At 40.4% G+C, this 23,379-nt stretch carries 29 protein-coding genes; 11 read left to right on the top strand and 18 right to left on the bottom strand.

Annotated elements, in window-relative coordinates; translation table 11 throughout:
* Nucleotides 1–151: 151 nt before the first annotated feature.
* Entirely contained in the window at nt 152–439 is a 288-nt protein-coding gene (locus HMPREF2813_RS07610) for a hypothetical protein (RefSeq protein WP_041918233.1), read from the bottom strand.
* 390 nt (nt 440–829) lie between these two features.
* Between HMPREF2813_RS07610 and HMPREF2813_RS07605 the strand changes: the two genes are divergently transcribed.
* From HMPREF2813_RS07605 to HMPREF2813_RS07585, 5 genes are all read left to right on the top strand, one after another.
* Nucleotides 830–1,117: a hypothetical protein gene (locus HMPREF2813_RS07605; protein ID WP_015701377.1), complete on the top strand. Its 288-nt coding sequence runs from the start codon at nt 830–832 to the stop codon at nt 1,115–1,117.
* Between the two features lie 21 nt (nt 1,118–1,138).
* Nucleotides 1,139–1,375: a hypothetical protein gene (locus HMPREF2813_RS07600; RefSeq protein ID WP_015701376.1), complete on the top strand. Its 237-nt coding sequence runs from the start codon at nt 1,139–1,141 to the stop codon at nt 1,373–1,375.
* A gap of 166 nt (nt 1,376–1,541) precedes the next feature.
* The gene (locus tag HMPREF2813_RS07595) at nt 1,542–1,829 is read left to right on the top strand and encodes a hypothetical protein (RefSeq protein ID WP_015701375.1); all 288 of its coding nucleotides are present in this window, start codon (nt 1,542–1,544) and stop codon (nt 1,827–1,829) included.
* A gap of 14 nt (nt 1,830–1,843) precedes the next feature.
* The gene (locus HMPREF2813_RS07590) at nt 1,844–2,035 is read left to right on the top strand and encodes a hypothetical protein (protein WP_005653495.1); all 192 of its coding nucleotides are present in this window, start codon (nt 1,844–1,846) and stop codon (nt 2,033–2,035) included.
* Between the two features lie 14 nt (nt 2,036–2,049).
* On the top strand, nt 2,050–2,649 hold the full coding sequence (locus tag HMPREF2813_RS07585; protein ID WP_011271862.1) for a recombinase family protein: 600 nt from the start codon (nt 2,050–2,052) through the stop codon (nt 2,647–2,649).
* Between the two features lie 263 nt (nt 2,650–2,912).
* On the opposite strand, the gene HMPREF2813_RS07575 is transcribed toward HMPREF2813_RS07585, so the two are convergent.
* From HMPREF2813_RS07575 to HMPREF2813_RS07535, 10 genes are all read right to left on the bottom strand, one after another.
* The gene (locus HMPREF2813_RS07575) at nt 2,913–3,530 is read right to left on the bottom strand and encodes a hypothetical protein (RefSeq protein ID WP_011271861.1); all 618 of its coding nucleotides are present in this window, start codon (nt 3,528–3,530) and stop codon (nt 2,913–2,915) included.
* Complete coding sequence (locus HMPREF2813_RS07570; RefSeq protein ID WP_011271860.1) at nt 3,508–4,185, bottom strand: hypothetical protein; 678 nt, start codon at nt 4,183–4,185, stop codon at nt 3,508–3,510. Before HMPREF2813_RS07570 ends, HMPREF2813_RS07575 begins: the two co-directional genes overlap by 23 nt.
* Nucleotides 4,175–4,549, bottom strand: coding sequence for a hypothetical protein (locus tag HMPREF2813_RS07565; protein ID WP_011271859.1), 375 nt, complete (start codon nt 4,547–4,549; stop codon nt 4,175–4,177). The genes HMPREF2813_RS07570 and HMPREF2813_RS07565 overlap by 11 nt, the downstream gene beginning before the upstream one ends.
* A gap of 39 nt (nt 4,550–4,588) precedes the next feature.
* Entirely contained in the window at nt 4,589–5,155 is a 567-nt protein-coding gene (locus tag HMPREF2813_RS07560) for a hypothetical protein (RefSeq protein WP_011271858.1), read from the bottom strand.
* 225 nt (nt 5,156–5,380) lie between these two features.
* A complete protein-coding gene (locus HMPREF2813_RS07555) occupies nt 5,381–6,142 on the bottom strand; it encodes an N-6 DNA methylase (protein ID WP_011271857.1) in 762 nt (253 codons plus the stop codon).
* A gap of 103 nt (nt 6,143–6,245) precedes the next feature.
* Nucleotides 6,246–7,199 carry an ArdC family protein gene (locus tag HMPREF2813_RS07550; RefSeq protein WP_011271856.1) on the bottom strand — a complete coding sequence of 318 codons (954 nt, stop codon included), beginning with the start codon at nt 7,197–7,199 and terminating at the stop codon, nt 6,246–6,248.
* Between the two features lie 130 nt (nt 7,200–7,329).
* Nucleotides 7,330–7,488 (bottom strand): hypothetical protein, encoded by a 159-nt coding sequence (locus tag HMPREF2813_RS09910; protein ID WP_005687605.1) that lies wholly within the window; start codon nt 7,486–7,488, stop codon nt 7,330–7,332.
* A 3-nt stretch (nt 7,489–7,491) separates the two neighbouring features.
* Nucleotides 7,492–7,689 carry a hypothetical protein gene (locus HMPREF2813_RS07545; RefSeq protein WP_015701374.1) on the bottom strand — a complete coding sequence of 66 codons (198 nt, stop codon included), beginning with the start codon at nt 7,687–7,689 and terminating at the stop codon, nt 7,492–7,494.
* Nucleotides 7,690–7,742: 53 nt separating this feature from the next.
* Nucleotides 7,743–7,976, bottom strand: a complete 234-nt coding sequence (locus HMPREF2813_RS07540; protein ID WP_005653503.1) for a hypothetical protein — start codon at nt 7,974–7,976, stop codon at nt 7,743–7,745.
* A gap of 84 nt (nt 7,977–8,060) precedes the next feature.
* A complete protein-coding gene (locus HMPREF2813_RS07535; protein ID WP_005653504.1) occupies nt 8,061–8,417 on the bottom strand; it encodes a hypothetical protein in 357 nt (118 codons plus the stop codon).
* A gap of 380 nt (nt 8,418–8,797) precedes the next feature.
* On the opposite strand from HMPREF2813_RS07535, the gene HMPREF2813_RS07530 reads away from it, so the two are divergent.
* Genes HMPREF2813_RS07530 through HMPREF2813_RS07515 form a run of 4 tightly spaced genes read left to right on the top strand, consistent with a single transcriptional unit; the run spans nt 8,798 to nt 12,611 of the window.
* A complete protein-coding gene (locus HMPREF2813_RS07530) occupies nt 8,798–9,235 on the top strand; it encodes a TIGR03757 family integrating conjugative element protein (RefSeq protein ID WP_005687600.1) in 438 nt (145 codons plus the stop codon).
* Nucleotides 9,232–10,173 carry a TIGR03756 family integrating conjugative element protein gene (locus HMPREF2813_RS07525; RefSeq protein ID WP_011271853.1) on the top strand — a complete coding sequence of 314 codons (942 nt, stop codon included), beginning with the start codon at nt 9,232–9,234 and terminating at the stop codon, nt 10,171–10,173. Before HMPREF2813_RS07530 ends, HMPREF2813_RS07525 begins: the two co-directional genes overlap by 4 nt.
* 14 nt (nt 10,174–10,187) lie before the next feature.
* The gene (locus HMPREF2813_RS07520; RefSeq protein WP_005687597.1) at nt 10,188–12,188 is read left to right on the top strand and encodes an integrating conjugative element protein; all 2,001 of its coding nucleotides are present in this window, start codon (nt 10,188–10,190) and stop codon (nt 12,186–12,188) included.
* A gap of 15 nt (nt 12,189–12,203) precedes the next feature.
* Nucleotides 12,204–12,611: a hypothetical protein gene (locus HMPREF2813_RS07515; protein ID WP_005667853.1), complete on the top strand. Its 408-nt coding sequence runs from the start codon at nt 12,204–12,206 to the stop codon at nt 12,609–12,611.
* 44 nt (nt 12,612–12,655) lie between these two features.
* On the opposite strand, the gene HMPREF2813_RS07510 is transcribed toward HMPREF2813_RS07515, so the two are convergent.
* The 3 genes from HMPREF2813_RS07510 to HMPREF2813_RS07500 all read right to left on the bottom strand — a co-directional run bounded on the left by HMPREF2813_RS07510 (nt 12,656) and on the right by HMPREF2813_RS07500 (nt 14,524).
* Nucleotides 12,656–12,835 (bottom strand): hypothetical protein, encoded by a 180-nt coding sequence (locus HMPREF2813_RS07510; protein WP_005667851.1) that lies wholly within the window; start codon nt 12,833–12,835, stop codon nt 12,656–12,658.
* 223 nt (nt 12,836–13,058) lie between these two features.
* A complete protein-coding gene (locus HMPREF2813_RS07505) occupies nt 13,059–13,919 on the bottom strand; it encodes a broad-spectrum class A beta-lactamase TEM-1 (RefSeq protein ID WP_000027057.1) in 861 nt (286 codons plus the stop codon).
* A 47-nt stretch (nt 13,920–13,966) separates the two neighbouring features.
* On the bottom strand, nt 13,967–14,524 hold the full coding sequence (locus HMPREF2813_RS07500; protein ID WP_070647034.1) for a recombinase family protein: 558 nt from the start codon (nt 14,522–14,524) through the stop codon (nt 13,967–13,969).
* A gap of 163 nt (nt 14,525–14,687) precedes the next feature.
* On the opposite strand from HMPREF2813_RS07500, the gene HMPREF2813_RS07495 reads away from it, so the two are divergent.
* Nucleotides 14,688–17,693: a Tn3-like element Tn3 family transposase gene (locus HMPREF2813_RS07495; protein ID WP_001143760.1), complete on the top strand. Its 3,006-nt coding sequence runs from the start codon at nt 14,688–14,690 to the stop codon at nt 17,691–17,693.
* A 176-nt stretch (nt 17,694–17,869) separates the two neighbouring features.
* Nucleotides 17,870–18,199, top strand: a complete 330-nt coding sequence (locus HMPREF2813_RS07490) for a hypothetical protein (RefSeq protein ID WP_005667844.1) — start codon at nt 17,870–17,872, stop codon at nt 18,197–18,199.
* Nucleotides 18,200–18,254: 55 nt separating this feature from the next.
* On the opposite strand, the gene HMPREF2813_RS07485 is transcribed toward HMPREF2813_RS07490, so the two are convergent.
* The 4 genes from HMPREF2813_RS07485 to HMPREF2813_RS07470 are packed head-to-tail and all read right to left on the bottom strand — an operon-like array spanning nt 18,255 to nt 23,375.
* Entirely contained in the window at nt 18,255–19,748 is a 1,494-nt protein-coding gene (locus HMPREF2813_RS07485; protein ID WP_011271852.1) for a conjugal transfer protein TraG N-terminal domain-containing protein, read from the bottom strand.
* An 8-nt stretch (nt 19,749–19,756) separates the two neighbouring features.
* Complete coding sequence (locus HMPREF2813_RS07480; protein ID WP_011271851.1) at nt 19,757–20,080, bottom strand: hypothetical protein; 324 nt, start codon at nt 20,078–20,080, stop codon at nt 19,757–19,759.
* A gap of 9 nt (nt 20,081–20,089) precedes the next feature.
* On the bottom strand, nt 20,090–20,533 hold the full coding sequence (locus tag HMPREF2813_RS07475) for a hypothetical protein (RefSeq protein ID WP_005687593.1): 444 nt from the start codon (nt 20,531–20,533) through the stop codon (nt 20,090–20,092).
* On the bottom strand, nt 20,505–23,375 hold the full coding sequence (locus tag HMPREF2813_RS07470) for a conjugative transfer ATPase (protein WP_011271849.1): 2,871 nt from the start codon (nt 23,373–23,375) through the stop codon (nt 20,505–20,507). Before HMPREF2813_RS07470 ends, HMPREF2813_RS07475 begins: the two co-directional genes overlap by 29 nt.
* Nucleotides 23,376–23,379 lie beyond the last annotated feature (4 nt).

Below are 23,379 nucleotides of genomic sequence, written 5' to 3'. Positions count from 1 at the left end.
TATAAATTTTTATACGGTATATTTATCTTTATATGACCCCAATATCTAGATATAGTTTTTATAAAATTCACACAAAAATGTAATAAAATCAAATCTTTACTTATTAAAAATTAGTCTTTATTTTAAACTAATTAGTTCATAATGGATAGATTTATTCACTATACATTTCATCCGGGCTATCATAATCGCTATATTCATTCTCTGATTCAGTTGTATCTTCGTTTAATTCTGATTCTAATGTTCTTCGGTCTTCATCACCTAAAAATTTCCAGTAGTTACAAATCAACTCCTTTTCGCCATATTTTTCCCATACTCCTGGATAAAAGTATTCTGCTTCAACGTGACAAATCCCTCCTTCGTGAGGGTCTCTTATATTAGCTATAGATTCAAGGCTTTGAGTTGCAATAATACACGTGATATAGAGTAGATGGCGTTTCATAGTTGGGTCAGTATTTTAAAAATGACTAATTCTAAACATCCTATCCAATACTAAGTAGCTTTATTTAGAAACTCTCCTGAAGATAAAAATAAATTATCAATGATGATACAGAGCTAAATCTATATTATTTGTCTAGAAACTTTGATTTTGGTTTTTAGACAGTCTAAAAACTAGAGAGGGGTAAGATTTTAGACTGGCAATATTAGGTAGTCTAAAAAGTATAAAGTTTTGAACAAAGGAGAAAAACGATGGTAGAAATATTCAGTTTAGTGGCATTGTGGCTTTGCATAATTTCTTTGTGGATTAGAGTTTATCTTTTAGAAAAGAAGATTATTGAGCTTAAAAGCAAAATTGATAAATCTTAAGTTTTGCACATACAAGGAGCAAAAAATGGAAAAAATCACAGTTCGCCTAAATTATTGTCTAGCAGACAATGAAATTCGATTAGCAAACATAGATAAATTAAAGCTAATCATTTATTTATGTGAAATGAAATTGGAAAAAGGTATTGATTTACCTTTTAAAGAGGTAACAGTAATAGGTACAGATTACATATCTGATGATTACACTCTAACAAAATCGTTGGGGCAGGTTGTAAATCGATCAAGAAAAATAGGGGTCGTTTTCACTCTATGGGAAAAATGGGAACAAAAAGAATCTGATTTTTCTAAGTGTTGAATTTTGAACAAAGGAGTATTTATGAAAGGCTATGAAATTGAACTTGAGGACAAAGGACAGGATTTCACAAAGTTAAGAACGGATGAACAAGGTATAGTGATAGCAGCCGAACCATATCAAACAGATGTATGGAAAGGGGCTTTAATTCCTATTTCTCAACAAAAAATAGGTGATTTATGTATGATTCATCATTTACCGCATATTGAATATGGTTATCTGAAATACAAAGTGTTAGCCATTAAAGAGATTAACTATTAAGTTTTGATAAGTGAGGATACAAATGTTTTATGTAATAACGTTTTTAATCTTATGGTGCGGTTTTGGACTCTATTTACTAGATACCGAAAAGAACCCTAATAGAATGAATCTAGATGATTTAAAAGATAAATTAAGAAAACTTTGAATTTTGAACAAAGGAGTAAAAATGCAGTTTAAAAGTGTTTCTTTCAAGGTTTTTGTGTCTGCCAACATGCTTATGCTGGGGTTATTTGCTTTTTTTCTTGCTCCTGCAATTTTACTTAAACAGCTTGAATTTAATGGAGCTGAAATAGTTGAACTTTTAAGTATTTATATGGGAATGACCGCTGTTATCTCTGCTGTTTGTTTTCTTACAAAGAAGATCGGTATCGCAAAGTATTTTTTAGTGGAATTTATATTGCTAGCGATAATTTTTGCATATTTAGGATATAAATTTAATGTTTTGAATTTTTAATAAAGGAGTTAATTATGGACTATGATTATCAAAAAGGCTTTGAAGAAGGTTATAGAATGATTATGGGAGCATCCGCATTGCTACCTTTAGCACCTATTCAACCATTGACGCCGCTTGGAAGCACTCCATTTAGAGAGGGTTTAAAAGCTGGTATAAATTTAGCTAAAAGAAATAACCAACAGTCATTTAATAACATTTTTAAATAATTTTAAGAGATAAGATGGCATTAATAGGATTTGCTCGAGTATCAACTCAACAGCAGGATCTAAGTGAACAGATTCAAGTATTAAAAGAATACGGCTGTAAGAAAATTTTTTCAGGGAAGCATTCCGGTAAAGCTGAGAAAAATAAAGCACAATTGGATGAACTACTGGATTATGTCCGAGAGGGTGATGTTGTTGCAGTAACTAAGCTTGACCGCCTAGGAAGGAGCCTTGCTCAGTGTTTGAATACACTTGAACTATTTAAGAATAAAAATATTGGTTTTGTTGCAATACAACAAGGAATAGATACCCGAACCCAAAACAATCCTATGGGGATGGCCTTAATTCAATTGTTAGGTATTTTTGCTGAATTGGAAAGAAGTTTTATTGTCGAGCGTACTCAGGAAGGGAAGCGAACAAAACTTGCTTCAGGTCATAAAAATGCATTAGGCGGCCGCCCACCTAAAGTGACAGATAAAATACGTAAAAAGATTTATGCGGATTTTAAAGCTGGTGATTCTATTTCAACAGTAATGAAACGATATGATTTATCTAAATCAACGGTGGCGAGACTAAAAGGTATTTATAATAGGGAAAATTTAATGTCTGAAGAGTAGAAAAAAACAGCTAAGTATTTCTGAGAATTATAAACAAAAATGGCAGGGCTCAACTCTGCCATTTTTGTTTGTTTTGTTATATTGAATAAGTTTCTAGAAGTTTTTTTAGCATTTCCGCCCTTGATAATTTTTCCTTTTCACAGATTGAATCAAACATATCTGCTACATCTGGCTTTAGGCGTAAAAGTATCTGTCTATAGTTATCCTTAGTGTATTTATTAGCATTAACACTGATAGTCTTTTTCCTGGTGTTGCTTAACTTGCTATAGCTCATTGTTATCCTCTAAATATTTTTTCAAAATCTCAATGGATACCGCATGTTTTCCGGCAATCACTAAATTTTTACCATCTATTTTTAAATTTTGCGTTAGTCGGTAAGTCTTTTTCGGCTTTGATTTTGACCGCACTTTATTGCGGACTAACAGGATTTGATACTGCTGTTCTGGTGTTTTTATTTTGCCATCACCGATGGTTTGATAAACTTGGGCTGCTGTGAGGTCGGATATTTTAACTTCTTTAATTAGCTGTTGATTATCGTCACCCAAAATAACAACATCCAAAGTGCCTTTTTCGGCCAGTTTTTGTTGCTCTCTTAATGGTAATTTTGCCATGCTGGATAACAGCGTTTTTTGCCCGGCATAATTGACAACAAGCCGCGCGTCAAGTTGATTTGTTGCGATTAACGGGATATAAGTCATCACGCCATGGCGTAACTCGCTCAAGTCCTCTCCACGCGACTCTAACTCCCGCCATATTGCCGCAATATACATGAGATATTCCGCCGTAATGCTTAGTGTTTTGGCTAATTCCGCCTTTAAATCTTGGATTGTCATGCTTTTAACGGCGACAATATCAAAACTATTTGTCTTTGTTGGTAACATTTAATAACTCCTTTGTGCCGACCATTAATTCATTAAGCGCCTTTCTCTGTCTATGTTCGCGCCGCTTTGTGCGTTGATACTCTTGATATTCCGCCCACTTTTGCGGATCTAATTTCAACTGGTCACGTTTTTTGGCTTTATGTTTACGTTGTATTGCTTGATTGCGCTCAAGTCGCTCCGCTTTCTCAACATCGCTTAAACTATCCCAAAATTCGCGCCGTTGAGCCAGTATCTCATCTTTTTTATCCTGCCATCGTTGAGCCTGATAAACTTTCCGAGTGGCTAGATAATTCGGATCTTGCACACGTCTATAATGCCTTTCCCTTTGTGCTTCCAAATGTTCGTGCATTCGTTCCGGGTCTGCTTTTCGGTTTTCGCGGGCTTTGGCGTGGTTGCGTTTATTTAACTCAGGGTCTTCCGCTATCCGTTTGGCGTAGTGCGCATTTTGGATATTGTGTATCTTCAATTTTTCGCACTCCGCACAGCAAGTATTTTTCCGCCCACGTTCCGGCGGTACTTTTTTACCACAAACTACACAATCAAGATTGCGACAATATTCGCAAAGCTCAAAAGTACGCCCACTTGCCCGCCGATATTGATAATTTCTGCCGCACTGCGGGCATGGTCTTGTTATCGGCTTGTTTTTAATTCCCATCTTCGCCGCTCGCCCAATACACTCGGACGGCATCAAGCACAGCAAATTGTTGCGCCTGTGTCATCCCCGCTAATTTGTTGTAAAGTGCGGTCAAATCTTGCGGTAAAGTGCCGTAGTGTGTGCGTAAGTCATCTGCCAAATCAAACGGCATTACAAGTCGAGTTAAATCACTGCCCGCATAGACATTGTATAACTCAACCCACTCCGATTTTGATAGTTCCGGCTTTTCTGCGCGCGTCAAATGTGCTAACTGCTCAAATGCATTATTAATATGAGCCGACAATCCTTTTTGTTCACCCTGTGGTGTACGGTCTGTCACATATTGCAATGCGGTTTTTGATAGGTGTACTGCTGTTTTTGCCATTTTAAAAGCTCTAATTAAAGCCACTTACGTGGCTTGTTGTTAATAATATTTGATAATGCAATCAGTGTTCTGATAATCAAAATAATCAGAATCAATCTCGTTTCCGTCATCATCATACGCAACAAAATCCCAATAAACATAACATTTACGACCCATTTCAGTAATAGCGCCCGCCTTATAAGTTACATATCCATCCTCTCTATTTGCATTATCAATGCTTGGATCAGGATATGCCTCATCAGTTTTAAAGTAAACTTTATGCTCACCGACAACGTTGTTGTGATCATTCGCGTAAATCGGAAAATGGCCTGTCATATTGTCATAAATTTTAATGCCATCTAATAGGATATTAATCTCGTCAATAACATCATCTTGTCTGATACCGGCAAAGTAATTATCCCAATCATCATAAGTAATCTCTACATCACCGGTGTCCACACTAGCCCAACCGATATAAATAGGGTCTGCGTTTGTCTCAAAAAATATAATGATTGTATCTGCATCATCAGCTTGTCTGCCTGCGCATAAAATCACGTCATCATCGCCTAAATCAAGTCTAGTATAAGTATTTTTGTCAATCGCAAGATCGTTTGTTACATAGTACATAATTTGTTTCCTTTTTCTGCCCCTGCCGATTGGTGGGGTCTGGTTAAAGTTTTTGAGGGTATAGCCTTATCTCTTGGCTATGATTGTATATTATATAATATACAGTTCATTTGCAAGCACTATTTTGTCAGTTTTGTGTAAATGTTTAAAATCTCCTTATTTACGCCAATGCGTACATTGTTAAATATGTAAACACCCTTATCTGTTTAGATAAGGGTGTTTATGTTAGTAAAACATTGGCTCATTTTCCCAATCAATGTCAAGCGGGGGTTCTTCTACTGGTTCAGGTTCAATAACTTGATATTCTGCTTCAGTATAGGAATCTGCACTCTCCAATTTTTTGTTCCAATTTCCCATTATGTGAGCAGGTGTGTATAAATGGTAATTCACCTCATCTTTAAGGGTGTTACCAATAATGACTTCTCCCGGTATATGCAAGAGTGTCATTTGTATATAACACATTAATGCTGCAGTAAAATCCAAATCTCTTGCTTGAGCCCACATTTGTTGCTGAGGGTTAAAGTCCTCTTCACGCAAATAATTATAAGCCTCAATAATCATTACGCCTGACCCACAAGTTGGCTCTTGCAATGTCAAAAAGCCACGTTTTTTAATTAAACTATGACAATCTGATAGAGTTACGGCTGCCATTAAGTGTGCAATGTGACTAGGTGTGAAATATTGAGCTTTATATTGATCACCTAAATCCAACGACATGAACACTGATCCTAGGAAATCATAGGTTTTATGCTCCAAAGCCTCAACAATAATGTTGAAAAGGCGACTGAGAGCTTGTTTTTCATCTTCATTATAATGCTCGCCAGCTGTCTGATAACGTTGTCTCAACGATTCATCTGCTTGTGCACCATATATAATGAGATAGAATTCCAGGGCAAAGATTGTAATAAAGTCGTAAAACACTTCTGAGCGTCGATATTGTGGTGCTATCGATTTAAAAAGTGCGGTAAATTTTTTCTCGAAATCCATAGATTACTCCTAAAATAACGGGAGCAATCCCCTTTGAGGATTACTCCCCAAAGGGTGGTTTATGAGAGCTCTAACAAAAAACGTTAGAATGGTTTAATAGAGGCTAAGCCGCTAATTTTGCTTCTTCATTCGATGTTAATTCGAGAGCATTTAACAAGAATTGTGTTGCTTCACGTGCTTGAGAAGATGCTCGGAAAATAGCTTTTTTATCGGCTTTTAATGCGTTAATCCAATGTTCAATATACGCTGCATTTTGTGAAATATTATTGCAAACATTCACGTGCGCACAGGTAAAGGCGCTTGTGAGTTCAGCTATTAATTCTTCAAATGCATATTGTTCAGAACCAAATTTATCAAATTTAGCTACACCGTCACGATTTAACCGGTCTTTATGCCCGGTGGCGTGACCGCATTCATGCAGTAGAGTTGCATAGTAGTCATCAGCTGTATTGAATTTTTTGAAATCCGGCATCACAATGCAATCTTTTCTCGGCATATAACAAGCACGATCTTGTGCTTTGTTATACAGCTGCATACCCATTTTATTGGGTAATACATCTAAATCCGGACGAGCTTGCATTTCAGAAGATTTTTCTGGTTCAGGATATTCTTCATAGTATTTTTCTAAGCCTTCACACTGTTCAATATTAAACACGTGATGACCACGAATAAATACAGATGACTTCATTTTCGGATCACCGTTTTCATCAAGTACAATGTTTCCGCTATCGTCTTTTTCTTCAAACATATTTTGTTTATAGAAAATAATAACTGTACTTTTCTCACCTGTTCGGACTTGGCCACCTAGATGATTTGCTCCTTGAAAAGTTACCCACTTGCGTTGAGTAAAGTTTTTTCTAATAGCGCTCATCCAAAGCAGAAGTACGTTGATCCCGGAGTATTGACGACCACTTTCACCGTTGCATGGAATAGCCATTTGTGGCCATCCACTATCCCAAGGTTTTTGCCATGGCATCACACCTTGTTCTAATGCTTCGAGAATTTGGTCTGTAATTTGTTGGTATAAATCTTTGGCAGGTTGAGTTCTTTTTTTCATGGTTGTTCTCCAATAAAAAAAGGGAACAACCCCCCGAATGGGAAATTGCTCCCAGTCGGGTAAAAGAAAACCTTGAACACGCCAATGGCATGATCAAGGTTTGTTGTAAAGGTTGCAGGTATTAATTCAGTTATGAATTAACACCAATGGAATGTGTTTTTTTGCTTTGTGCTTTTTGCTCTTGTTGACGTTTTAATGATCGCACACCAATAAAAGCAACTGTTCCCATAAAAAACAGTACAAAGACAATTGCAAAGAGGAACCCATTCCAGTTTAACGTAATATTCATACGTTACGCTCCGTCTGTCTCCATTAAGTTGTTGCAATATTTAGCTAACAACACACCACAGAACCAAGCTATTCCGCCAAATATCATAATGATAATGGCAAGAAGTAGCGGAATATTGTCATTCTGAACAAACATTGCGACAAACGCAATACCTAAGATGTAAGTGCCGATTTTACGAAAATCTTCAGAAACCAGCAGCATTGTTTTTTTGTCCCAATTGGAACTAACAAGCTTGAGTAAACGCTTAATCATGTTTACCCCCTTACACTTAACAAATCTTTACGGTTTGCGTATGGCGAAACTGTAAAGAAGTGATATTTCTGTCCGTATTGACTAGGGATATTCACCATAATACGAGTAGAAGATACATCTTTTCCTCGATTTTCCCAGGCATTTAATGCTTGAGTGCGAACTTCCTCTATTAGAGATTCTGAGTCATTATGTTTGGCTAAATAAGCTAAACAACTGTTATGTAATGTCACTTTCATAAGTTTTCTCCTACAGCAAGGGAAACCTTTACCTCTAAGGGTAAAAATTCCCCTTAGGGTTGAAAATGAATAGCTTATGCAATGTTAATGCATAAGGTAGTAAAGAGTACCCACTGTACCAACAATACCGACAATCAAAAATAAAATGCTAAATAACGTTGTTCGTTTTAACCACGTTCTTTGCACATCATCAATAATTGCCTCATATTCTTCCGCTTGGCTATCTAGCATCATTTGTAATTCGCAAAGCCGACGAGCTTCTTCGTCTTCAATGCTTTGATTGATACCAGATGTCACTTGTTTGTATTTATCGGTTGCTTTGTTTTTAGCTGCAACGAAAAAACGGCCCAAGTGTTTTCCCACACGAAATGAAAATGTTGGAGTTTCAAGAGGGTTACTTGATGGAACATCATAGTGTTCCAATTGAGTGGATGAGGACATAGTCATTCTCCTAATGTGAAATAAAAAATTCCTTGGAAAAATGACATGCCCGAAGGGAATCATTTTCCCTCGGAAGGTCTTTAAGGTGGCATTCCTACGATTGCGTAGAGTATCCTTTCAGAATGCTGGATAACATTTTGGCTATGATTCTACTTGCACTAAGGCAAGGCGTTGCTTCTCAAGAATCGTGCAACTTATAAGAGCTGTTTGCACAGCGACTTATCAAGTCCAATCATACTTAATAAGGCTGTCGAATCTCTATTAAAAATTGTTTTTTGGAAATGGAGAATTTATCTCAAAATCAAAAAGAATTTTTTATATATTCCCCCCTGTCATTTCGTTAATGTTTCAACTATCCAATTTCATCGTAAGGGATGGTTATGTCTATAAAAAAATCACTGTTTCTTTTCGGTTTGTTACCACTATCAGTGTTCGCCCAGGGGCCTAATCCCATAATTACTGTTTATTCAACACAAGATTATCCAATTCTTCACGCAGAGCTTGCAAGCCAGGTGTATTTACTTGATCAAGTTGAGCAATGGGAAAATTTGATTAGTCAGCGATTGAGTGCGAATCCTAGTGTAGCAGCTCAGCAAGCATCTCAGATTTTTCAGTCTGCTGAATGGAAACAGTCTGAAGAGCAATTAAAGCGTTCTTATCAGGGCCTTATAAGTGGTTGGCAAAATGGAATCAAGAAGGTGCCTGCAGTTTTATTTCAATATCCGGGAAAAGAGGATAGTGTCATATATGGTGAAACCAATATTGCTCAGGCATTAAGTTTATGGCAACGAGAGATTACAAAAGAGGGGACAAGATGAAATTGAAAAAAATGACATTATCCGGGCTTTGTATTGCAATTGCGTTGACCAGTATTTCAGGACAAGCTTCGGAGTCCGGTCAATCTTCTTTAAACACTGCATCGATTATGGCATCAAGCGCTTCGACAAGTTGTTTAGATTATAAGGTCGTTGGTACTTGTTTTTGGCTATTTTGTACAAAATTCGGCTGTAAAATCCGGACATCTACGAAAATAAAACACTATATTCCCGAGGTAGTGGTTTCAAGTTATAACCATCAGGCTCAAAATCCTTGGGTGGAAATGAATTTCCTTAGCAATGGGGTAAAAGGTGGAGATTATCAATCACCACACAAAGACTATACGCAAGCAACATTTAAAAATGTTGATGTAATCGGTCATCCGCAGGGAGCGATTAGTCAAATGCTTAATAGTACAGGGTATTACTGCAAAAGTCAGACAACGCCTTTTGTGCCTTATTACTTGAGTGGTTTGGACTTTTTAGCGTGGCGATTTGGTGTTCCGGAAATGGTTTATCCTGAAGCGCTTATTCCAGGTATGAGAGAAATTAGAGCAAATGGAGACACTTGGGGAAATATTTATCCACGAGCGGGTACAGTAACACAAGTTCATGACTATAAAGCTTCAGCTGTAACAGCGCATCGAGTAGCGGATGTTGTGACAAATACTTTCCAACCACATGTATATATACCGATTGCGAAAAAAGATAATCAATCGAATGGTGAGTGGTTTCCCCCTCCAGTGAAAGAAGGGGATGAAAAGACACATAAATGGCAACAGCTTCACCCGGTTACTTCACAGTCTTGTGCTATTTTCCCTGATAACCCGCCAAGTATGCTATCTGAAAATGGTAGTTATGCCTGGGCATTATGGCGCCCTTACAAGTGCTGTAAAAAACGCGGACAAACATTTTTGTATAGTATTGATTGGTCTAATTAATAAAGGAATTGAGTATGAAATTAAATCATGCACTGAAAGCATCTTATATTGCTATATCGTGCGCAATCTTATCCTCAACCATGCCAGTATCAGCTTCTAATAGTAATCCGTTTGGATTTAATAAAGCCGATTCTATTTTGTCTGATATGGTGTTTTATCAAATTGGGGGCGGTGTAGGTTATATGGCTCCCCCGAGTCGAGGTACGATTCCTGCAGCTGAATTTGGGATTGGTTGGAAAGCTAACTTGATGTGCGGTAATTTTGACATTAAGACGAGTATTAAAAATCAGTTAAATGGTTTAACTGAAGGATTTAAAGATCTTTATAGTAACGTTATCGAATCAGCCACAGGAGCTGTGGCGAGTTTACCTGCAATGGTTATTCAACGAGCAAATCCTCAGTTATACGATATTCTTACGAATGGTTTATATCAAGGTAAAATTGATTTTAATAGCTTAAAAACCAGCTGTGAAGAAATGTCTAAGAAGCTTGCAGACGCAACTTTAAATGGTCGTTGGTCTCAAAGTTCGGATATGGAATCCTTTAAAGACATTACTTCAACTGAACCAGATGCTACTCGAGCTAAAAAGAGACTTGAGGAATCTCAAGGTAAGGAAGGTAAAGAGTGGGTCGGGGGTAAAAAACGCGGTGGCCAAGGACAAGAACCAATCAAAATTGTTGAGGATGTTGCAAAAGCTGGCTACAACATGCAAAACAAGCGTAATGTATTAGAATCAGGTCGAATCTCCGGTAGTAGTTGTAGCGGATTACTTTGTCAAACTTGGGATAATCCTAAAGATATGACAGATTGGTTAACGAATGTGATCGGTGAGAAGCAATTAACTACTTGTAAAACAGATTGTGGTACTGCTAGTAGCTCTCGAGCTGGTGTTGGTTTAACACCTGAAATTGAAAAAGAAAATATTAAGACGGTAACTCAATTACAAAAAGCGCTTAACATGAGCACTCCTTCCGTTGAAGTACTTGCAGAATTAAGTTCTACAACAGTTCCTGTAACTCGTGGCTTAATTGAGTCTTTACGAGAAGATCCCGATGCTCAAGTATTAGGGCAGCGTTTAGCCAGTGAAATTGCTGTAGCTAAAACAATGGAGAAAATGCTTCTTGCACGTCGAGCTGTTTTAACGGGTATGCGTGAGCCAAATGTGGCCAACAATAAAGATGCTCAAGAAGAGTTAGAAAAGATCCTCACTTTAATTGACCGAGAAATAGGTCAAATTAGAATGGAGATTGATCTACAAAAATCACTTACCGGGAATTCCGCAGTTGCAATCCTACAAAATAAAGAGCTACGTGAATATAACACTGGAACCGGAAATGTTACACGTGACAGTGTAGATAAACGGATTAGCGATTTAGCTAATGGTACGAATAGCAATGCTGCTGAATTGGCAGATGCTGACAATATCAATATTCCTCGTAACAATGTCACTTTAGAAGTGCCTCAGATGTCAAACTCCCTGTCTTACACCGGGACTGGCGGTACATCCGGAAATAGTAGAGGTAACACTTCTTATTCATCAGTTCCAGCAATTAAAGGGACTGCACTTGATCAAGCTACAGGGTTGTTGAAAAAATTTGAAGGGTTTAGTGATAAAGCATATTGGGATGTCAATGCTTATCGCACTGGATATGGTTCAGATACTATCACAAAAGCGGATGGTACAATTGTCAAAGTAACGAAAGATACTGTAGTTAGTCGCGCTGACGCAGAGCGTGATTTAGCACGTCGAACACAAGAATTTGCAAATAGAGCGAGAAATAACGTATCATCTTCAACATGGGATAAGTTACCGCCAAATGCCCAAGCCGCATTAACATCTTATGCCTATAACTATGGCTCATTAACAAAAGATGTGATTGCTGCAGCCCAGGCATCTGCGCAATCAGGCGATATGAACGCACTAGCAAATGCAGTAAGAAATCGTCAAAACAATAATAATGGTGTAAATGCTAAACGTCGTAACCAAGAAGCAGATTACATTTTAGGAAAATAAATAAAGGATATTTTTATGAAAAAATTACTCACTATTGGAGCGGTAGCTATGTTTGCAACGCCAGCTTTTGCAGCTAATAATATTTTTTCTTGTACAGCAGAGAACGGAAGCCCGGTGTCTGTAACAAAAAATGGTTCAGATTATGAATTCACTTATGGCCAGGTTTCTTTTAAAAATCCGGTAAAACAAGTTTTTGCTAATCAGGATTCTTATGTAGCTACTGGTTCAGGATTTATTACTAGCTCATTAGAAATGAGAAATAATGGCACAAGTTACACGATTCAATTTGTGCAACCACACAATAGTAACAGTATTGAAGAGCCAATGCTTTATATCACCAATGGCAGTAAAATGGATACGGTGAGCTGTAAAGCGGGTAGTGCAACTCAAAACTTTGAACGTCGCAGTATGAAAGCTTCATAAGCGTAAATAGAGATAAAATAAGCGGGATTTTCCCGCTTATTTTTTTAGTGGTATTCACTATTTTTAAAGATTTGTATTAAATTATTTAAAATCTCCTGTTCACATTCATTTCCGTTAATGATGTTCAGTTCATCATCAAGATGAGTAAGCATTTCATCAATTCCTAATTCATTCATTGCTATTTCATTTAAACTAATAAGCCATTCTTTAAAACGAGCTTTCATATCTCCTCCTGGTACGGTTTATTTTTATATTGCAGTGTTAAGGTACATTGAGGGGATAGATAAATCAGTAAAATTAGGGGTCTGACGCTCAGTGGAACGAAAACTCACGTTAAGGGATTTTGGTCATGAGATTATCAAAAAGGATCTTCACCTAGATCCTTTTAAATTAAAAATGAAGTTTTAAATCAATCTAAAGTATATATGAGTAAACTTGGTCTGACAGTTACCAATGCTTAATCAGTGAGGCACCTATCTCAGCGATCTGTCTATTTCGTTCATCCATAGTTGCCTGACTCCCCGTCGTGTAGATAACTACGATACGGGAGGGCTTACCATCTGGCCCCAGTGCTGCAATGATACCGCGAGACCCACGCTCACCGGCTCCAGATTTATCAGCAATAAACCAGCCAGCCGGAAGGGCCGAGCGCAGAAGTGGTCCTGCAACTTTATCCGCCTCCATCCAGTCTATTAATTGTTGCCGGGAAGCTAGAGTAAGTAGTTCGCCAGTTAATAGTTTGCGCAACGTTGTTGCCATTGCTGCAGGCATCGTGGTGTCACGCTCGTCGTTTGGTATGGCTTCATTCAGCTCCGGTTCCCAACGATCAAGGCGAGTTACATGATCCCCCATGTTGTGCAAAAAAGCGGTTAGCTCCTTCGGTCCTCCGATCGTTGTCAGAAGTAAGTTGGCAGCAGTGTTATCACTCATGGTTATGGCAGCACTGCATAATTCTCTTACTGTCATGCCATCCGTAAGATGCTTTTCTGTGACTGGTGAGTACTCAACCAAGTCATTCTGAGAATAGTGTATGCGGCGACCGAGTTGCTCTTGCCCGGCGTCAACACGGGATAATACCGCACCACATAGCAGAACTTTAAAAGTGCTCATCATTGGAAAACGTTCTTCGGGGCGAAAACTCTCAAGGATCTTACCGCTGTTGAGATCCAGTTCGATGTAACCCACTCGTGCACCCAACTGATCTTCAGCATCTTTTACTTTCACCAGCGTTTCTGGGTGAGCAAAAACAGGAAGGCAAAATGCCGCAAAAAAGGGAATAAGGGCGACACGAAAATGTTGAATACTCATACTCTTCCTTTTTCAATATTATTGAAACATTTACCAGGGTTATTGTATCATGAGGCCCTTTCGTCTTCAAGAATTTTATAAACCGTGGAGCGGGCAATACTGAGCTGATGAGCAATTTCCGTTGCACCAGTGCCCTTCTGATGAAGCGTCAGCACGACGTTCCTGTCCACGGTACGCCTGCGGCCAAATTTGATTCCTTTCAGCTTTGCTTCCTGTCGGCCCTCATTCGTGCGTTCTAGGATCCTCCGGCGTTCAGCCTGTGCCACAGCCGACAGGATGGTGACCACCATTTGCCCCATATCACCGTCGGTACTGATCCCGTCATCAATGAACCGGACTGCCACGCCCTGAGCGTCAAATTCCTTTATCAGTTGGATCATATCGGCAGTGTCGCGGCCAAGACGGTCGAACTTCTTAACCAGAATGACATCACCTTCCTCCACCTTCATCCTCAGCAAATCCAGCCCTTCCCGGTCTGTTGAACTGCCGGATGCCTTATCGGTAAATATACGGTTTGCTTTCACACCTGCGTCTTTGAGTGCTCTGACCTGAAGATCAAGAGACTGCTGACTGGTTGAGACCCGAGCGTAACCAAAAAGTCGCATAAAAATGTACCTTAAATCGAATATCGGACAACTCATGTCTATTATTACAAATTTACGATTTAATAGACATATTAATGTAACAGTTTTACGATGTCCGATAATTTATAACATTTCGTACGGTTGGAAAAATGTTACTAAATGCCCGTCAGGCAGGGAGGCCGATATGCCCGTTGACTTTCTGACCACTGAGCAGACTGAAAGCTATGGCAGATTCACCGGTGAACCGGATGAGCTTCAGCTGGCACGATATTTTCACCTTGATGAAGCAGACAAGGAATTTATCGGAAAAAGCAGAGGTGATCACAACCGTCTGGGCATTGCCCTGCAAATTGGATGTGTCCGTTTTCTGGGCACCTTCCTCACCGATATGAATCATATTCCTTCCGGCGTCCGGCATTTTACCGCCAGACAGCTCGGGATTCGTGATATCACCGTTCTTGCAGAATACGGTCAGAGGGAAAATACCCGCCGTGAGCATGCAGCGCTGATACGTCAGCACTATCAGTATCGTGAATTTGCCTGGCCCTGGACATTTCGCCTTACCCGTCTTTTATATACCCGGAGCTGGATAAGCAACGAACGTCCTGGCCTGCTTTTCGATCTGGCGACAGGGTGGCTTATGCAACATCGTATTATTCTCCCCGGAGCCACTACGCTGACCCGGTTGATTTCAGAGGTAAGGGAAAAGGCGACGTTGCGCCTGTGGAACAAACTGGCACTGATACCGTCAGCCGAACAGCGTTCACAGCTGGAGATGCTGCTGGGGCCAACTGATTGCAGCCGCCTGTCTTTACTGGAATCACTGAAAAAGGGCCCTGTGACCATCAGTGGTCCGGCGTTTAATGAAGCAATTGAACGCTGGAAAACTCTGAACGATTTTGGCCTGCATGCTGAAAACCTGAGTACACTCCCGGCTGTGCGCCTGAAAAATCTCGCACGTTATGCTGGTATGACTTCGGTGTTCAATATTGCCAGGATGTCACCGCAGAAAAGGATGGCGGTTCTGGTTGCCTTTGTCCTTGCATGGGAAACGCTGGCGCTGGATGATGCATTGGACGTTCTGGACGCCATGCTGGCCGTTATCATCCGTGACGCCAGAAAGATTGGGCAGAAAAAACGGCTCCGCTCGCTGAAGGATCTGGATAAATCTGCATTGGCGCTCGCCAGCGCATGTTCGTACCTGCTGAAAGAAGAAACACCGGACGAATCGATTCGTGCTGAGGTGTTCAGCTACATCCCAAGGCAAAAGCTGGCTGAAATCATCACGCTTGTCCGTGAAATTGCCCGGCCCTCAGACGATAATTTTCATGAAGAAATGGTGGAGCAGTACGGGCGCGTTCGTCGTTTCCTGCCCCATCTGCTGAATACCGTTAAATTTTCATCCGCACCTGCCGGGGTTACCACTCTGAATGCCTGTGACTACCTCAGCCGGGAGTTCAGCTCACGGCGGCAGTTTTTTGACGACGCACCAACGGAAATTATCAGTCGGTCATGGAAACGGCTGGTGATTAACAAGGAAAAACATATCACCCGCAGGGGATACACGCTCTGCTTTCTCAGTAAACTGCAGGATAGTCTGAGGCGGAGGGATGTCTACGTTACCGGCAGTAACCGGTGGGGAGATCCTCGTGCAAGATTACTACAGGGTGCTGACTGGCAGGCAAACCGGATTAAGGTTTATCGTTCTTTGGGGCACCCGACAGACCCGCAGGAAGCAATAAAATCTCTGGGTCATCAGCTTGATAGTCGTTACAGACAGGTTGCTGCACGTCTTTGCGAAAATGAGGCTGTCGAACTCGATGTTTCTGGCCCGAAGCCCCGGTTGACAATTTCTCCCCTCGCCAGTCTTGATGAGCCGGACAGTCTGAAACGACTGAGCAAAATGATCAGTGATCTACTCCCTCCGGTGGATTTAACGGAGTTGCTGCTCGAAATTAACGCCCATACCGGATTTGCTGATGAGTTTTTCCATGCTAGTGAAGCCAGTGCCAGAGTTGATGATCTGCCCGTCAGCATCAGCGCCGTGCTGATGGCTGAAGCCTGCAATATCGGTCTGGAACCACTGATCAGATCAAATGTTCCTGCACTGACCCGACACCGGCTGAACTGGACAAAAGCGAACTATCTGCGGGCTGAAACTATCACCAGCGCTAATGCCAGACTGGTTGATTTTCAGGCAACGCTGCCACTGGCACAGATATGGGGTGGAGGAGAAGTGGCATCTGCAGATGGAATGCGCTTTGTTACGCCAGTCAGAACAATCAATGCCGGACCGAACCGCAAATACTTTGGTAATAACAGAGGGATCACCTGGTACAACTTTGTGTCCGATCAGTATTCCGGCTTTCATGGCATCGTTATACCGGGGACGCTGAGGGACTCTATCTTTGTGCTGGAAGGTCTTCTGGAACAGGAGACCGGGCTGAATCCAACCGAAATTATGACCGATACAGCAGGTGCCAGCGAACTTGTCTTTGGCCTTTTCTGGCTGCTGGGATACCAGTTTTCTCCACGCCTGGCTGATGCCGGTGCTTCGGTTTTCTGGCGAATGGACCATGATGCCGACTATGGCGTGCTGAATGATATTGCCAGAGGGCAATCAGATCCCCGAAAAATAGTCCTTCAGTGGGACGAAATGATCCGGACCGCTGGCTCCCTGAAGCTGGGCAAAGTACAGGTTTCAGTGCTGGTCCGTTCATTGCTGAAAAGTGAACGTCCTTCCGGACTGACTCAGGCAATCATTGAAGTGGGGCGCATCAACAAAACGCTGTATCTGCTTAATTATATTGATGATGAAGATTACCGCCGGCGCATTCTGACCCAGCTTAATCGGGGAGAAAGTCGCCATGCCGTTGCCAGAGCCATCTGTCACGGTCAAAAAGGTGAGATAAGAAAACGATATACCGACGGTCAGGAAGATCAACTGGGCACACTGGGGCTGGTCACTAACGCCGTCGTGTTATGGAACACTATTTATATGCAGGCAGCCCTGGATCATCTCCGGGCGCAGGGTGAAACACTGAATGATGAAGATATCGCACGCCTCTCCCCGCTTTGCCACGGACATATCAATATGCTCGGCCATTATTCCTTCACGCTGGCAGAACTGGTGACCAAAGGACATCTGAGACCATTAAAAGAGGCGTCAGAGGCAGAAAACGTTGCTTAACGTGAGTTTTCGTTCCACTGAGCGTCAGACCCCAATTAGTAAAATTTGCGACGTGGATCGCAAAAATCACATTTTTCCTGCTTAAAACGAGGTTTTAATAAAAGAATAATAAGAGTACAATGAGAGTAAGTCAGAGTATTTTAATAGGAGAGAGAATATGTAATAGGAGAGAGAATATGGACGCTCAAAAGTTTGGCCATACTGTCGGACAATTTTTTAAGAAAATTGACCGCACTTTGTCATTTCTCCCAGGAAAGCCTCGTAAAGCTGTTGTGACAGCTGCTGCTCTTGCTGCGAGTCCAATTTTGGCCGGAGTTATAATTTCCAAAACCAAGCCTTCTAAAAACATTGAATATTTAGATGAAGAGCCAGTAAGTGATACATCTTTGTTGTCAGAATTACTTGCAAATGATGATTCATCAGAAGAAGGAAAGTGGGATTATGGTTTTCAGGGGTTTGGCTATTATATTAACGGAGTAAAAGTTTACGGAGATGATGACGATTAATTATTTTCGTAAATAAAAAAGTCCATCTGTCTAACAGATGGACTTTTTTTATACGTTATATTTTTTTACTAATTTTATCTCCAAATTGCCCCCCTGATTTTTGGGATGATTCAGTTCCTTTCGCAATGGCAGCGCTAAGCTCGCCACCCACTCGAATTCCAGCCCAGGTCATTGCTCCAAACCATAAACCAGGTAAAATTATAAATAAACTCCCCATCACAAAGTTAGAAATAATGTCATCTTCTGCATTTTCTAAAAAGTGGATGTTTAGCATATTATGAGATGGAGAACTATACATAATTTCTATTAGGTATGAATCAAGCCATCTTGCTAACTCCCACCAAAATGTGGTTGTAATGAGTGCAAAATATACGAAGCTTAATGTCATTACAGTTTTAATAGCAAAGCCACTTAAAATCGTAATAATTGGAATTAAAATAATTACAGCCATAATCATAAAGGCTTGAACCATTGGTAGGGCTTGTCGCATTGCATCTAGGCCTGGGAATATAGCCAAACTTCCAACAGCCGTTCCTACAGTTGAGGTGAGTCGAGTAACCGCATTCCAAAATCCAGCATCCACGCTACCACCGTAACCTTGATACATTTTCCCTTTTGAAACATCTATGTTTTCAGAGCGTAAAAGTGTTCTCAATAAAGCTTCATCTTGGTTGTCGATAGAGTTAAAGAAATCACTCACCTGGGCAGATAAGTTTTGACGCATATCTGTAAGTAAGCGAGATTTTAATCCAGCTCCACTTTCATCCCACCATTGATCACAACTTGGGAAACCACCTTTTCCCGAATTAGGTAATGCCGCATCTCGATTTGCATCATAAGGGAACGTGCTAATAGGTTGCTGAGCCCTAAAACGAGGGTAGAGCTCGCTGTTATTAATAAGCAATTTACCACCTAACCAGGATGTTTCGCGGATTTGTGCCGGACTCAAGGCAAGTTGGCTTGTTTGTAATTTTTGACGAGCCGGGATATAGCATTGTTGCACAAATTGCTGCACTTCAGTTAATAATGCTGGGTTAGTGATTTTTTGATGTTGCACTTCAAATCTAACCTGACGTAAATCACGCTGGCAAGGCAATACTGCAGTCATACCATAAGTTAGACCTTTATCCACTTTGTGCATCAACATCCACCAAATAGGAATTCGGGCTTGTCTGTCTCCAAATGTTGTCGTAAATGGCGCATAGCCTGATTTATCCGGGGAAGCAGGAACTTTATAGCCACATTGAATAGATGAACGTTCATTGTATTCAAGGTTATTCAATGATACCGGGATAAGAGGGGCTAATGTCAAAACAACGATAAGCATTGCTGGAAGGAGTTCGATTGTGAGCCAGCGGATTAATAAATCCCCTTTCTCACCTTCATCATCCCCTTGTTTAGCTACGTCACGCCAAATTTTAAAGATCATTCCGATAAGCGGAAGAAGCCATAACCCTGTTCCAACAAATAACGCAAAAACTCCGTTATTAAGCAACCAACCAAGTAGAGTCAGGAAATATTCAAGATAACTGTCAACTGAGAATGTCATATTTCCCCCTAAGCTAAAGTAATCTGTGTAATCGCTTCAGCAAAAATTAAAATCATCGCAATTAACCATTTTGCTTTTGCCGGCATAGAAGATGGTTGGCGACGAGAAATGGAATAGACCATCAACATAATCGCACCATATAGTAATAATCGTACTGCAAACCATATCCACTGCGTTTTAATAAACCAAGCACGAATATCAACATTCTGAAGATATTGAGTTGCAAAGATGCCAATTGCAGTAAGGGCTAAAAATAAAAATAAAAGGATAGCAATAAAACGGAGTACATTTTTAAGCCATCCTCTTGATTGTGGCTTTTTACCTTGAGACATCAGGACTCCTTATTCATTACCCACAGTCTTATCCCCAAAAACTGGGGATAAGTCAGCAGGGGATTCCCAAATTGCAGCTAATTTCCAAAGCAAATATTGAATTAACCAATATGCATCAACGTGATCGGTTAATTCCACATTAAGTCTAGCTGGCCAGTTTTCGGAAGAAAACACAGGTAATTGGAAACGCCCGGAGATATTAAATAATAAATGCACTTCACCTTTATCTCCTTTAGCGTGTACTTTCCAACTTGATTGAGTAAATACACGCTGAGGAAATGCGCTTAATTGGCAGTTTGAACCAATTTTTGTCTTAATTTTTGCAATGAAATGCAGCACGTAGGCTTTCACCTCATCAGAGGTAAAAGCAAGTGATTGGATGCGAGGCCCAATGTCAAAAATACGATGAAAAGTCATATTAGGATTAGGCTGCGATTGAGTTAAGTTCGTCATTGACTGCAATCCCCCGTTTTTTGTCTAAGTCTTTAGCAACCATCAATGCCGCATCTAACTCAGTACAGTTATGTTCCATCATTAATTGTTTACGTTGTGCTTTCTCGTGTTTTTCAGTCATCCCTAGTGCTAAGTAAAGACTAGGTGGAACAACACGGAATAAGGCTTCCATATTGGTTGCGAGCACCACACCTTCAGTATATTTCTTATCTGCTTTTTTCGCAGATAACAACATCATTTTCTGAGCTTCGGATAAACGACGGAAACGGTTTACCTGTTCGACTTCATCATTAGAAAGGTTAAGTAATTCCCACCATTCAACCATGCTGAGTAATTTATCAGATTCATCAGGGAAGTCAGCCATATTCTGTGTAGCTAACCATAACCAAATACCCAATTTACGCCACATTTTAGAACCTTTAACCAGGAACTTAGCTAGAAGTGGATTTACGGTAATGATATGCGACTCATCCGTAATGTTCACGATAGGGCGGAAACTGTGTTGATATTTTTCACCTAATGAGTTGATATGGTTAATTAGGGAAATATACGAAATCGCTAATTCAGCTTCATAGCCATCACGTGCAAACATCGCCAAATCGACAAGTGTAATATCAGCTTCAGGCCAAATTTCCCCTTCACGGTTAAAGAATCGACCATTTACCCCAGTGCAGAAAATATCCATTGCTTCGGCCATATCTGCAAGACGAGATGCACGTTCCGGGCGAATATCTTGGCGACGACTTAACTCCTCAAGTGCGGCTTTTACATCCCCGGTTAAAACTTGACGAGGTGGGGTCTCTTGTGAAGTTTTCTCTGCAGCTAATAAAATAGCCTGGCGAATAGCCGAGCGGTCAGCACGGCTCATTTTCTCATCTTCCTTCGCTTCTCCCCCGGTGATCATTAAGCGAGCGGTTAATTCCATTTCCGCAAGTAAGTCTCGTTGTTCCTCGCCTTCATCTTCATTATCGTCATCATCTTGAACTTCAAGATCGATATCCATTTCCAATAAACGATGCGCTTCAGAGAAGAGCGGTAAAGCGATGTTACTACTTGGCTCAAGAGATACCCGGTTAACCGTTAAACCGTAACGCTCCGCATAATCTGAAAACAATCCAAAAGAGTTACCTGCTTCTACAATAAACAAGCGAGGACGGTGCACCGCCATCAGTTGTGCCATTTGTGCGGTTAATGTTGCCGATTTACCTGAACCTGTAGGGCCTAAAATGAGCTTATGCGCATTTTTAGTCCGGTCTTTAGGGTTTAGTGGGTCAAAATCTAATGGGCTTCCACCGCGGTTAAAATAGGTGATTCCTGGGTGTCCCGTTCCGGTCTCACGGCCAAATACAGGTAACATATTCGCAATGTGTTGCACCCAATAATATTTGGTATAAAAACGAGATTTTGCATCTAATTGAGGATTAAAATTCATCGGTAGCCAGCGTAAATAGCTATTAAGAGGCGCAACTTCGTTGCCTTCTTTTACCGGCACTAAATTATTACTGAGTAAAACCGTTCTTAATTCTCTTGAGCGAATGCGTAGCTCTTGATCGTCTTTCCCTCTTACATAGAAAACCATGCCAGCTTGATAAAGCTTGTGTCCGTCTTTTAAATATTCCGTTACTGTGAGGGCATCTTGTTTTAAATAGATAGACTCATAGTTATTACCGACAGCTCGACTACTTAATTTGTCTAAATGCGCCTGTAATTTATCTTGAGGATGAATGACTACAGTGATAGCCATAATGGTTGATTCCGGCAATAAATCAAATAGTGCATTAATATTACGACCTCGAGTGACTTCGCCTGTCATGTGGCCAACATCCGGCTGCTTACGAATATTATCAACTACAATGACTTCGTGAGGTTGCTCATTAAAATACCAATAGCCATTTTTACTTTCCGGTGGCGTAAAAAAGAGATTTTCACTAAAATCTTGGTCTTGTAATGGTAGAGCAGATTCATCCTTAGAGAGTGATAAAAGATCATAGCAAGCTTTATCATCGAGTCCGTTAAAATAGCGTGATGGATTTGGATTAAACCATTCTAATAACCAACGATGAATTTGTGTTTCATTTTGGCGTTCCATGGTTAATCCAGCTGTGATAAAAGCACTTTGAACACGATCACAAGCTGTATTTAATTTCTCGATTGTATCTGTCTCATTATTTCCAGCATAACGATAAATAACCATGCGTGTTTTACGCACTTTTCCAGCCCATGCCGTATTTGTTACCCGGTCATCAACAAAAAGCCCACCTGGTTTACCTACTGCTTTTAAGTGACGCTCCATTTCACCAAGCCACTGTTCTGTAAACTCACTACCGCTCGCTTCAGGTGAAGTGGTTTTAATGTACTGTCTCAGATTCTCAACATAACCGCTTAAATCCTTGTCATCCTGGCAATAGAATTGTACAACGTAAGGGTTGGTATCAAGTTCATCGAAACTATCCTGTAAGGCATCTTTAACCAATGTGCGAACGCGATTAAGATAGTCGCTGCTTCTTCCCTCAGTTCCTATAGGCTTAATATCAAATACCGCACCTGCACTTTTAGCATCATCAAAAAGCATTACGCCTTCTTCTTCCAAATATTCCGCATAAGGAAGATTGGAGATAAAAGAGGGATCGCGCCCATAAAGCATTTTAACATGTTGCTCTCTGGTCATTTTTCTATTACGCATAACAGGAGTGATTTCAATCGTCTCTTCTACGTTATTGGTATCATCCTGCTGTGCTTCTTCCGGTGCAATGGATGTTAGGATAGGTTCCTTTTTAGGTTGAGGCTTATCACCTTTTTTAGCAGGGAAGAAAGCCTCTAACACGTCTTGGAATAATGCCATCGTT

Origin of the sequence: Haemophilus sp. HMSC066A11 (assembly GCF_001811665.1) — a bacterium.
In the GTDB taxonomy this organism is placed as follows: domain Bacteria; phylum Pseudomonadota; class Gammaproteobacteria; order Enterobacterales; family Pasteurellaceae; genus Haemophilus; species Haemophilus influenzae.
The sequence above is the reverse complement of the archived record's forward strand: the minus strand, read 5'-3'. Positions and strand labels throughout refer to the sequence as shown.

Bases quoted from the DNA above. Each gene is read 5' to 3' on its own strand.
- HMPREF2813_RS07610 (WP_041918233.1), bottom strand. From the start codon at position 439: ATGAAACGCCATCTACTCTATATCACGTGTATTATTGCAACTCAAAGC.
- HMPREF2813_RS07605 (WP_015701377.1), top strand. From the start codon at position 830: ATGGAAAAAATCACAGTTCGCCTAAATTATTGTCTAGCAGACAATGAA.
- HMPREF2813_RS07600 (WP_015701376.1), top strand. From the start codon at position 1,139: ATGAAAGGCTATGAAATTGAACTTGAGGACAAAGGACAGGATTTCACA.
- HMPREF2813_RS07595 (WP_015701375.1), top strand. From the start codon at position 1,542: ATGCAGTTTAAAAGTGTTTCTTTCAAGGTTTTTGTGTCTGCCAACATG.
- HMPREF2813_RS07590 (WP_005653495.1), top strand. From the start codon at position 1,844: ATGGACTATGATTATCAAAAAGGCTTTGAAGAAGGTTATAGAATGATT.
- HMPREF2813_RS07585 (WP_011271862.1), top strand. From the start codon at position 2,050: ATGGCATTAATAGGATTTGCTCGAGTATCAACTCAACAGCAGGATCTA.
- HMPREF2813_RS07575 (WP_011271861.1), bottom strand. From the start codon at position 3,530: ATGTTACCAACAAAGACAAATAGTTTTGATATTGTCGCCGTTAAAAGC.
- HMPREF2813_RS07570 (WP_011271860.1), bottom strand. From the start codon at position 4,185: ATGGGAATTAAAAACAAGCCGATAACAAGACCATGCCCGCAGTGCGGC.
- HMPREF2813_RS07565 (WP_011271859.1), bottom strand. From the start codon at position 4,549: ATGGCAAAAACAGCAGTACACCTATCAAAAACCGCATTGCAATATGTG.
- HMPREF2813_RS07560 (WP_011271858.1), bottom strand. From the start codon at position 5,155: ATGTACTATGTAACAAACGATCTTGCGATTGACAAAAATACTTATACT.
- HMPREF2813_RS07555 (WP_011271857.1), bottom strand. From the start codon at position 6,142: ATGGATTTCGAGAAAAAATTTACCGCACTTTTTAAATCGATAGCACCA.
- HMPREF2813_RS07550 (WP_011271856.1), bottom strand. From the start codon at position 7,199: ATGAAAAAAAGAACTCAACCTGCCAAAGATTTATACCAACAAATTACA.
- HMPREF2813_RS09910 (WP_005687605.1), bottom strand. From the start codon at position 7,488: ATGAATATTACGTTAAACTGGAATGGGTTCCTCTTTGCAATTGTCTTT.
- HMPREF2813_RS07545 (WP_015701374.1), bottom strand. From the start codon at position 7,689: ATGCTGCTGGTTTCTGAAGATTTTCGTAAAATCGGCACTTACATCTTA.
- HMPREF2813_RS07540 (WP_005653503.1), bottom strand. From the start codon at position 7,976: ATGAAAGTGACATTACATAACAGTTGTTTAGCTTATTTAGCCAAACAT.
- HMPREF2813_RS07535 (WP_005653504.1), bottom strand. From the start codon at position 8,417: ATGTCCTCATCCACTCAATTGGAACACTATGATGTTCCATCAAGTAAC.
- HMPREF2813_RS07530 (WP_005687600.1), top strand. From the start codon at position 8,798: ATGTCTATAAAAAAATCACTGTTTCTTTTCGGTTTGTTACCACTATCA.
- HMPREF2813_RS07525 (WP_011271853.1), top strand. From the start codon at position 9,232: ATGAAATTGAAAAAAATGACATTATCCGGGCTTTGTATTGCAATTGCG.
- HMPREF2813_RS07520 (WP_005687597.1), top strand. From the start codon at position 10,188: ATGAAATTAAATCATGCACTGAAAGCATCTTATATTGCTATATCGTGC.
- HMPREF2813_RS07515 (WP_005667853.1), top strand. From the start codon at position 12,204: ATGAAAAAATTACTCACTATTGGAGCGGTAGCTATGTTTGCAACGCCA.
- HMPREF2813_RS07510 (WP_005667851.1), bottom strand. From the start codon at position 12,835: ATGAAAGCTCGTTTTAAAGAATGGCTTATTAGTTTAAATGAAATAGCA.
- HMPREF2813_RS07505 (WP_000027057.1), bottom strand. From the start codon at position 13,919: ATGAGTATTCAACATTTTCGTGTCGCCCTTATTCCCTTTTTTGCGGCA.
- HMPREF2813_RS07500 (WP_070647034.1), bottom strand. From the start codon at position 14,524: ATGCGACTTTTTGGTTACGCTCGGGTCTCAACCAGTCAGCAGTCTCTT.
- HMPREF2813_RS07495 (WP_001143760.1), top strand. From the start codon at position 14,688: ATGCCCGTTGACTTTCTGACCACTGAGCAGACTGAAAGCTATGGCAGA.
- HMPREF2813_RS07490 (WP_005667844.1), top strand. From the start codon at position 17,870: ATGGACGCTCAAAAGTTTGGCCATACTGTCGGACAATTTTTTAAGAAA.
- HMPREF2813_RS07485 (WP_011271852.1), bottom strand. From the start codon at position 19,748: ATGACATTCTCAGTTGACAGTTATCTTGAATATTTCCTGACTCTACTT.
- HMPREF2813_RS07480 (WP_011271851.1), bottom strand. From the start codon at position 20,080: ATGTCTCAAGGTAAAAAGCCACAATCAAGAGGATGGCTTAAAAATGTA.
- HMPREF2813_RS07475 (WP_005687593.1), bottom strand. From the start codon at position 20,533: ATGACGAACTTAACTCAATCGCAGCCTAATCCTAATATGACTTTTCAT.
- HMPREF2813_RS07470 (WP_011271849.1), bottom strand. From the start codon at position 23,375: ATGGCATTATTCCAAGACGTGTTAGAGGCTTTCTTCCCTGCTAAAAAA.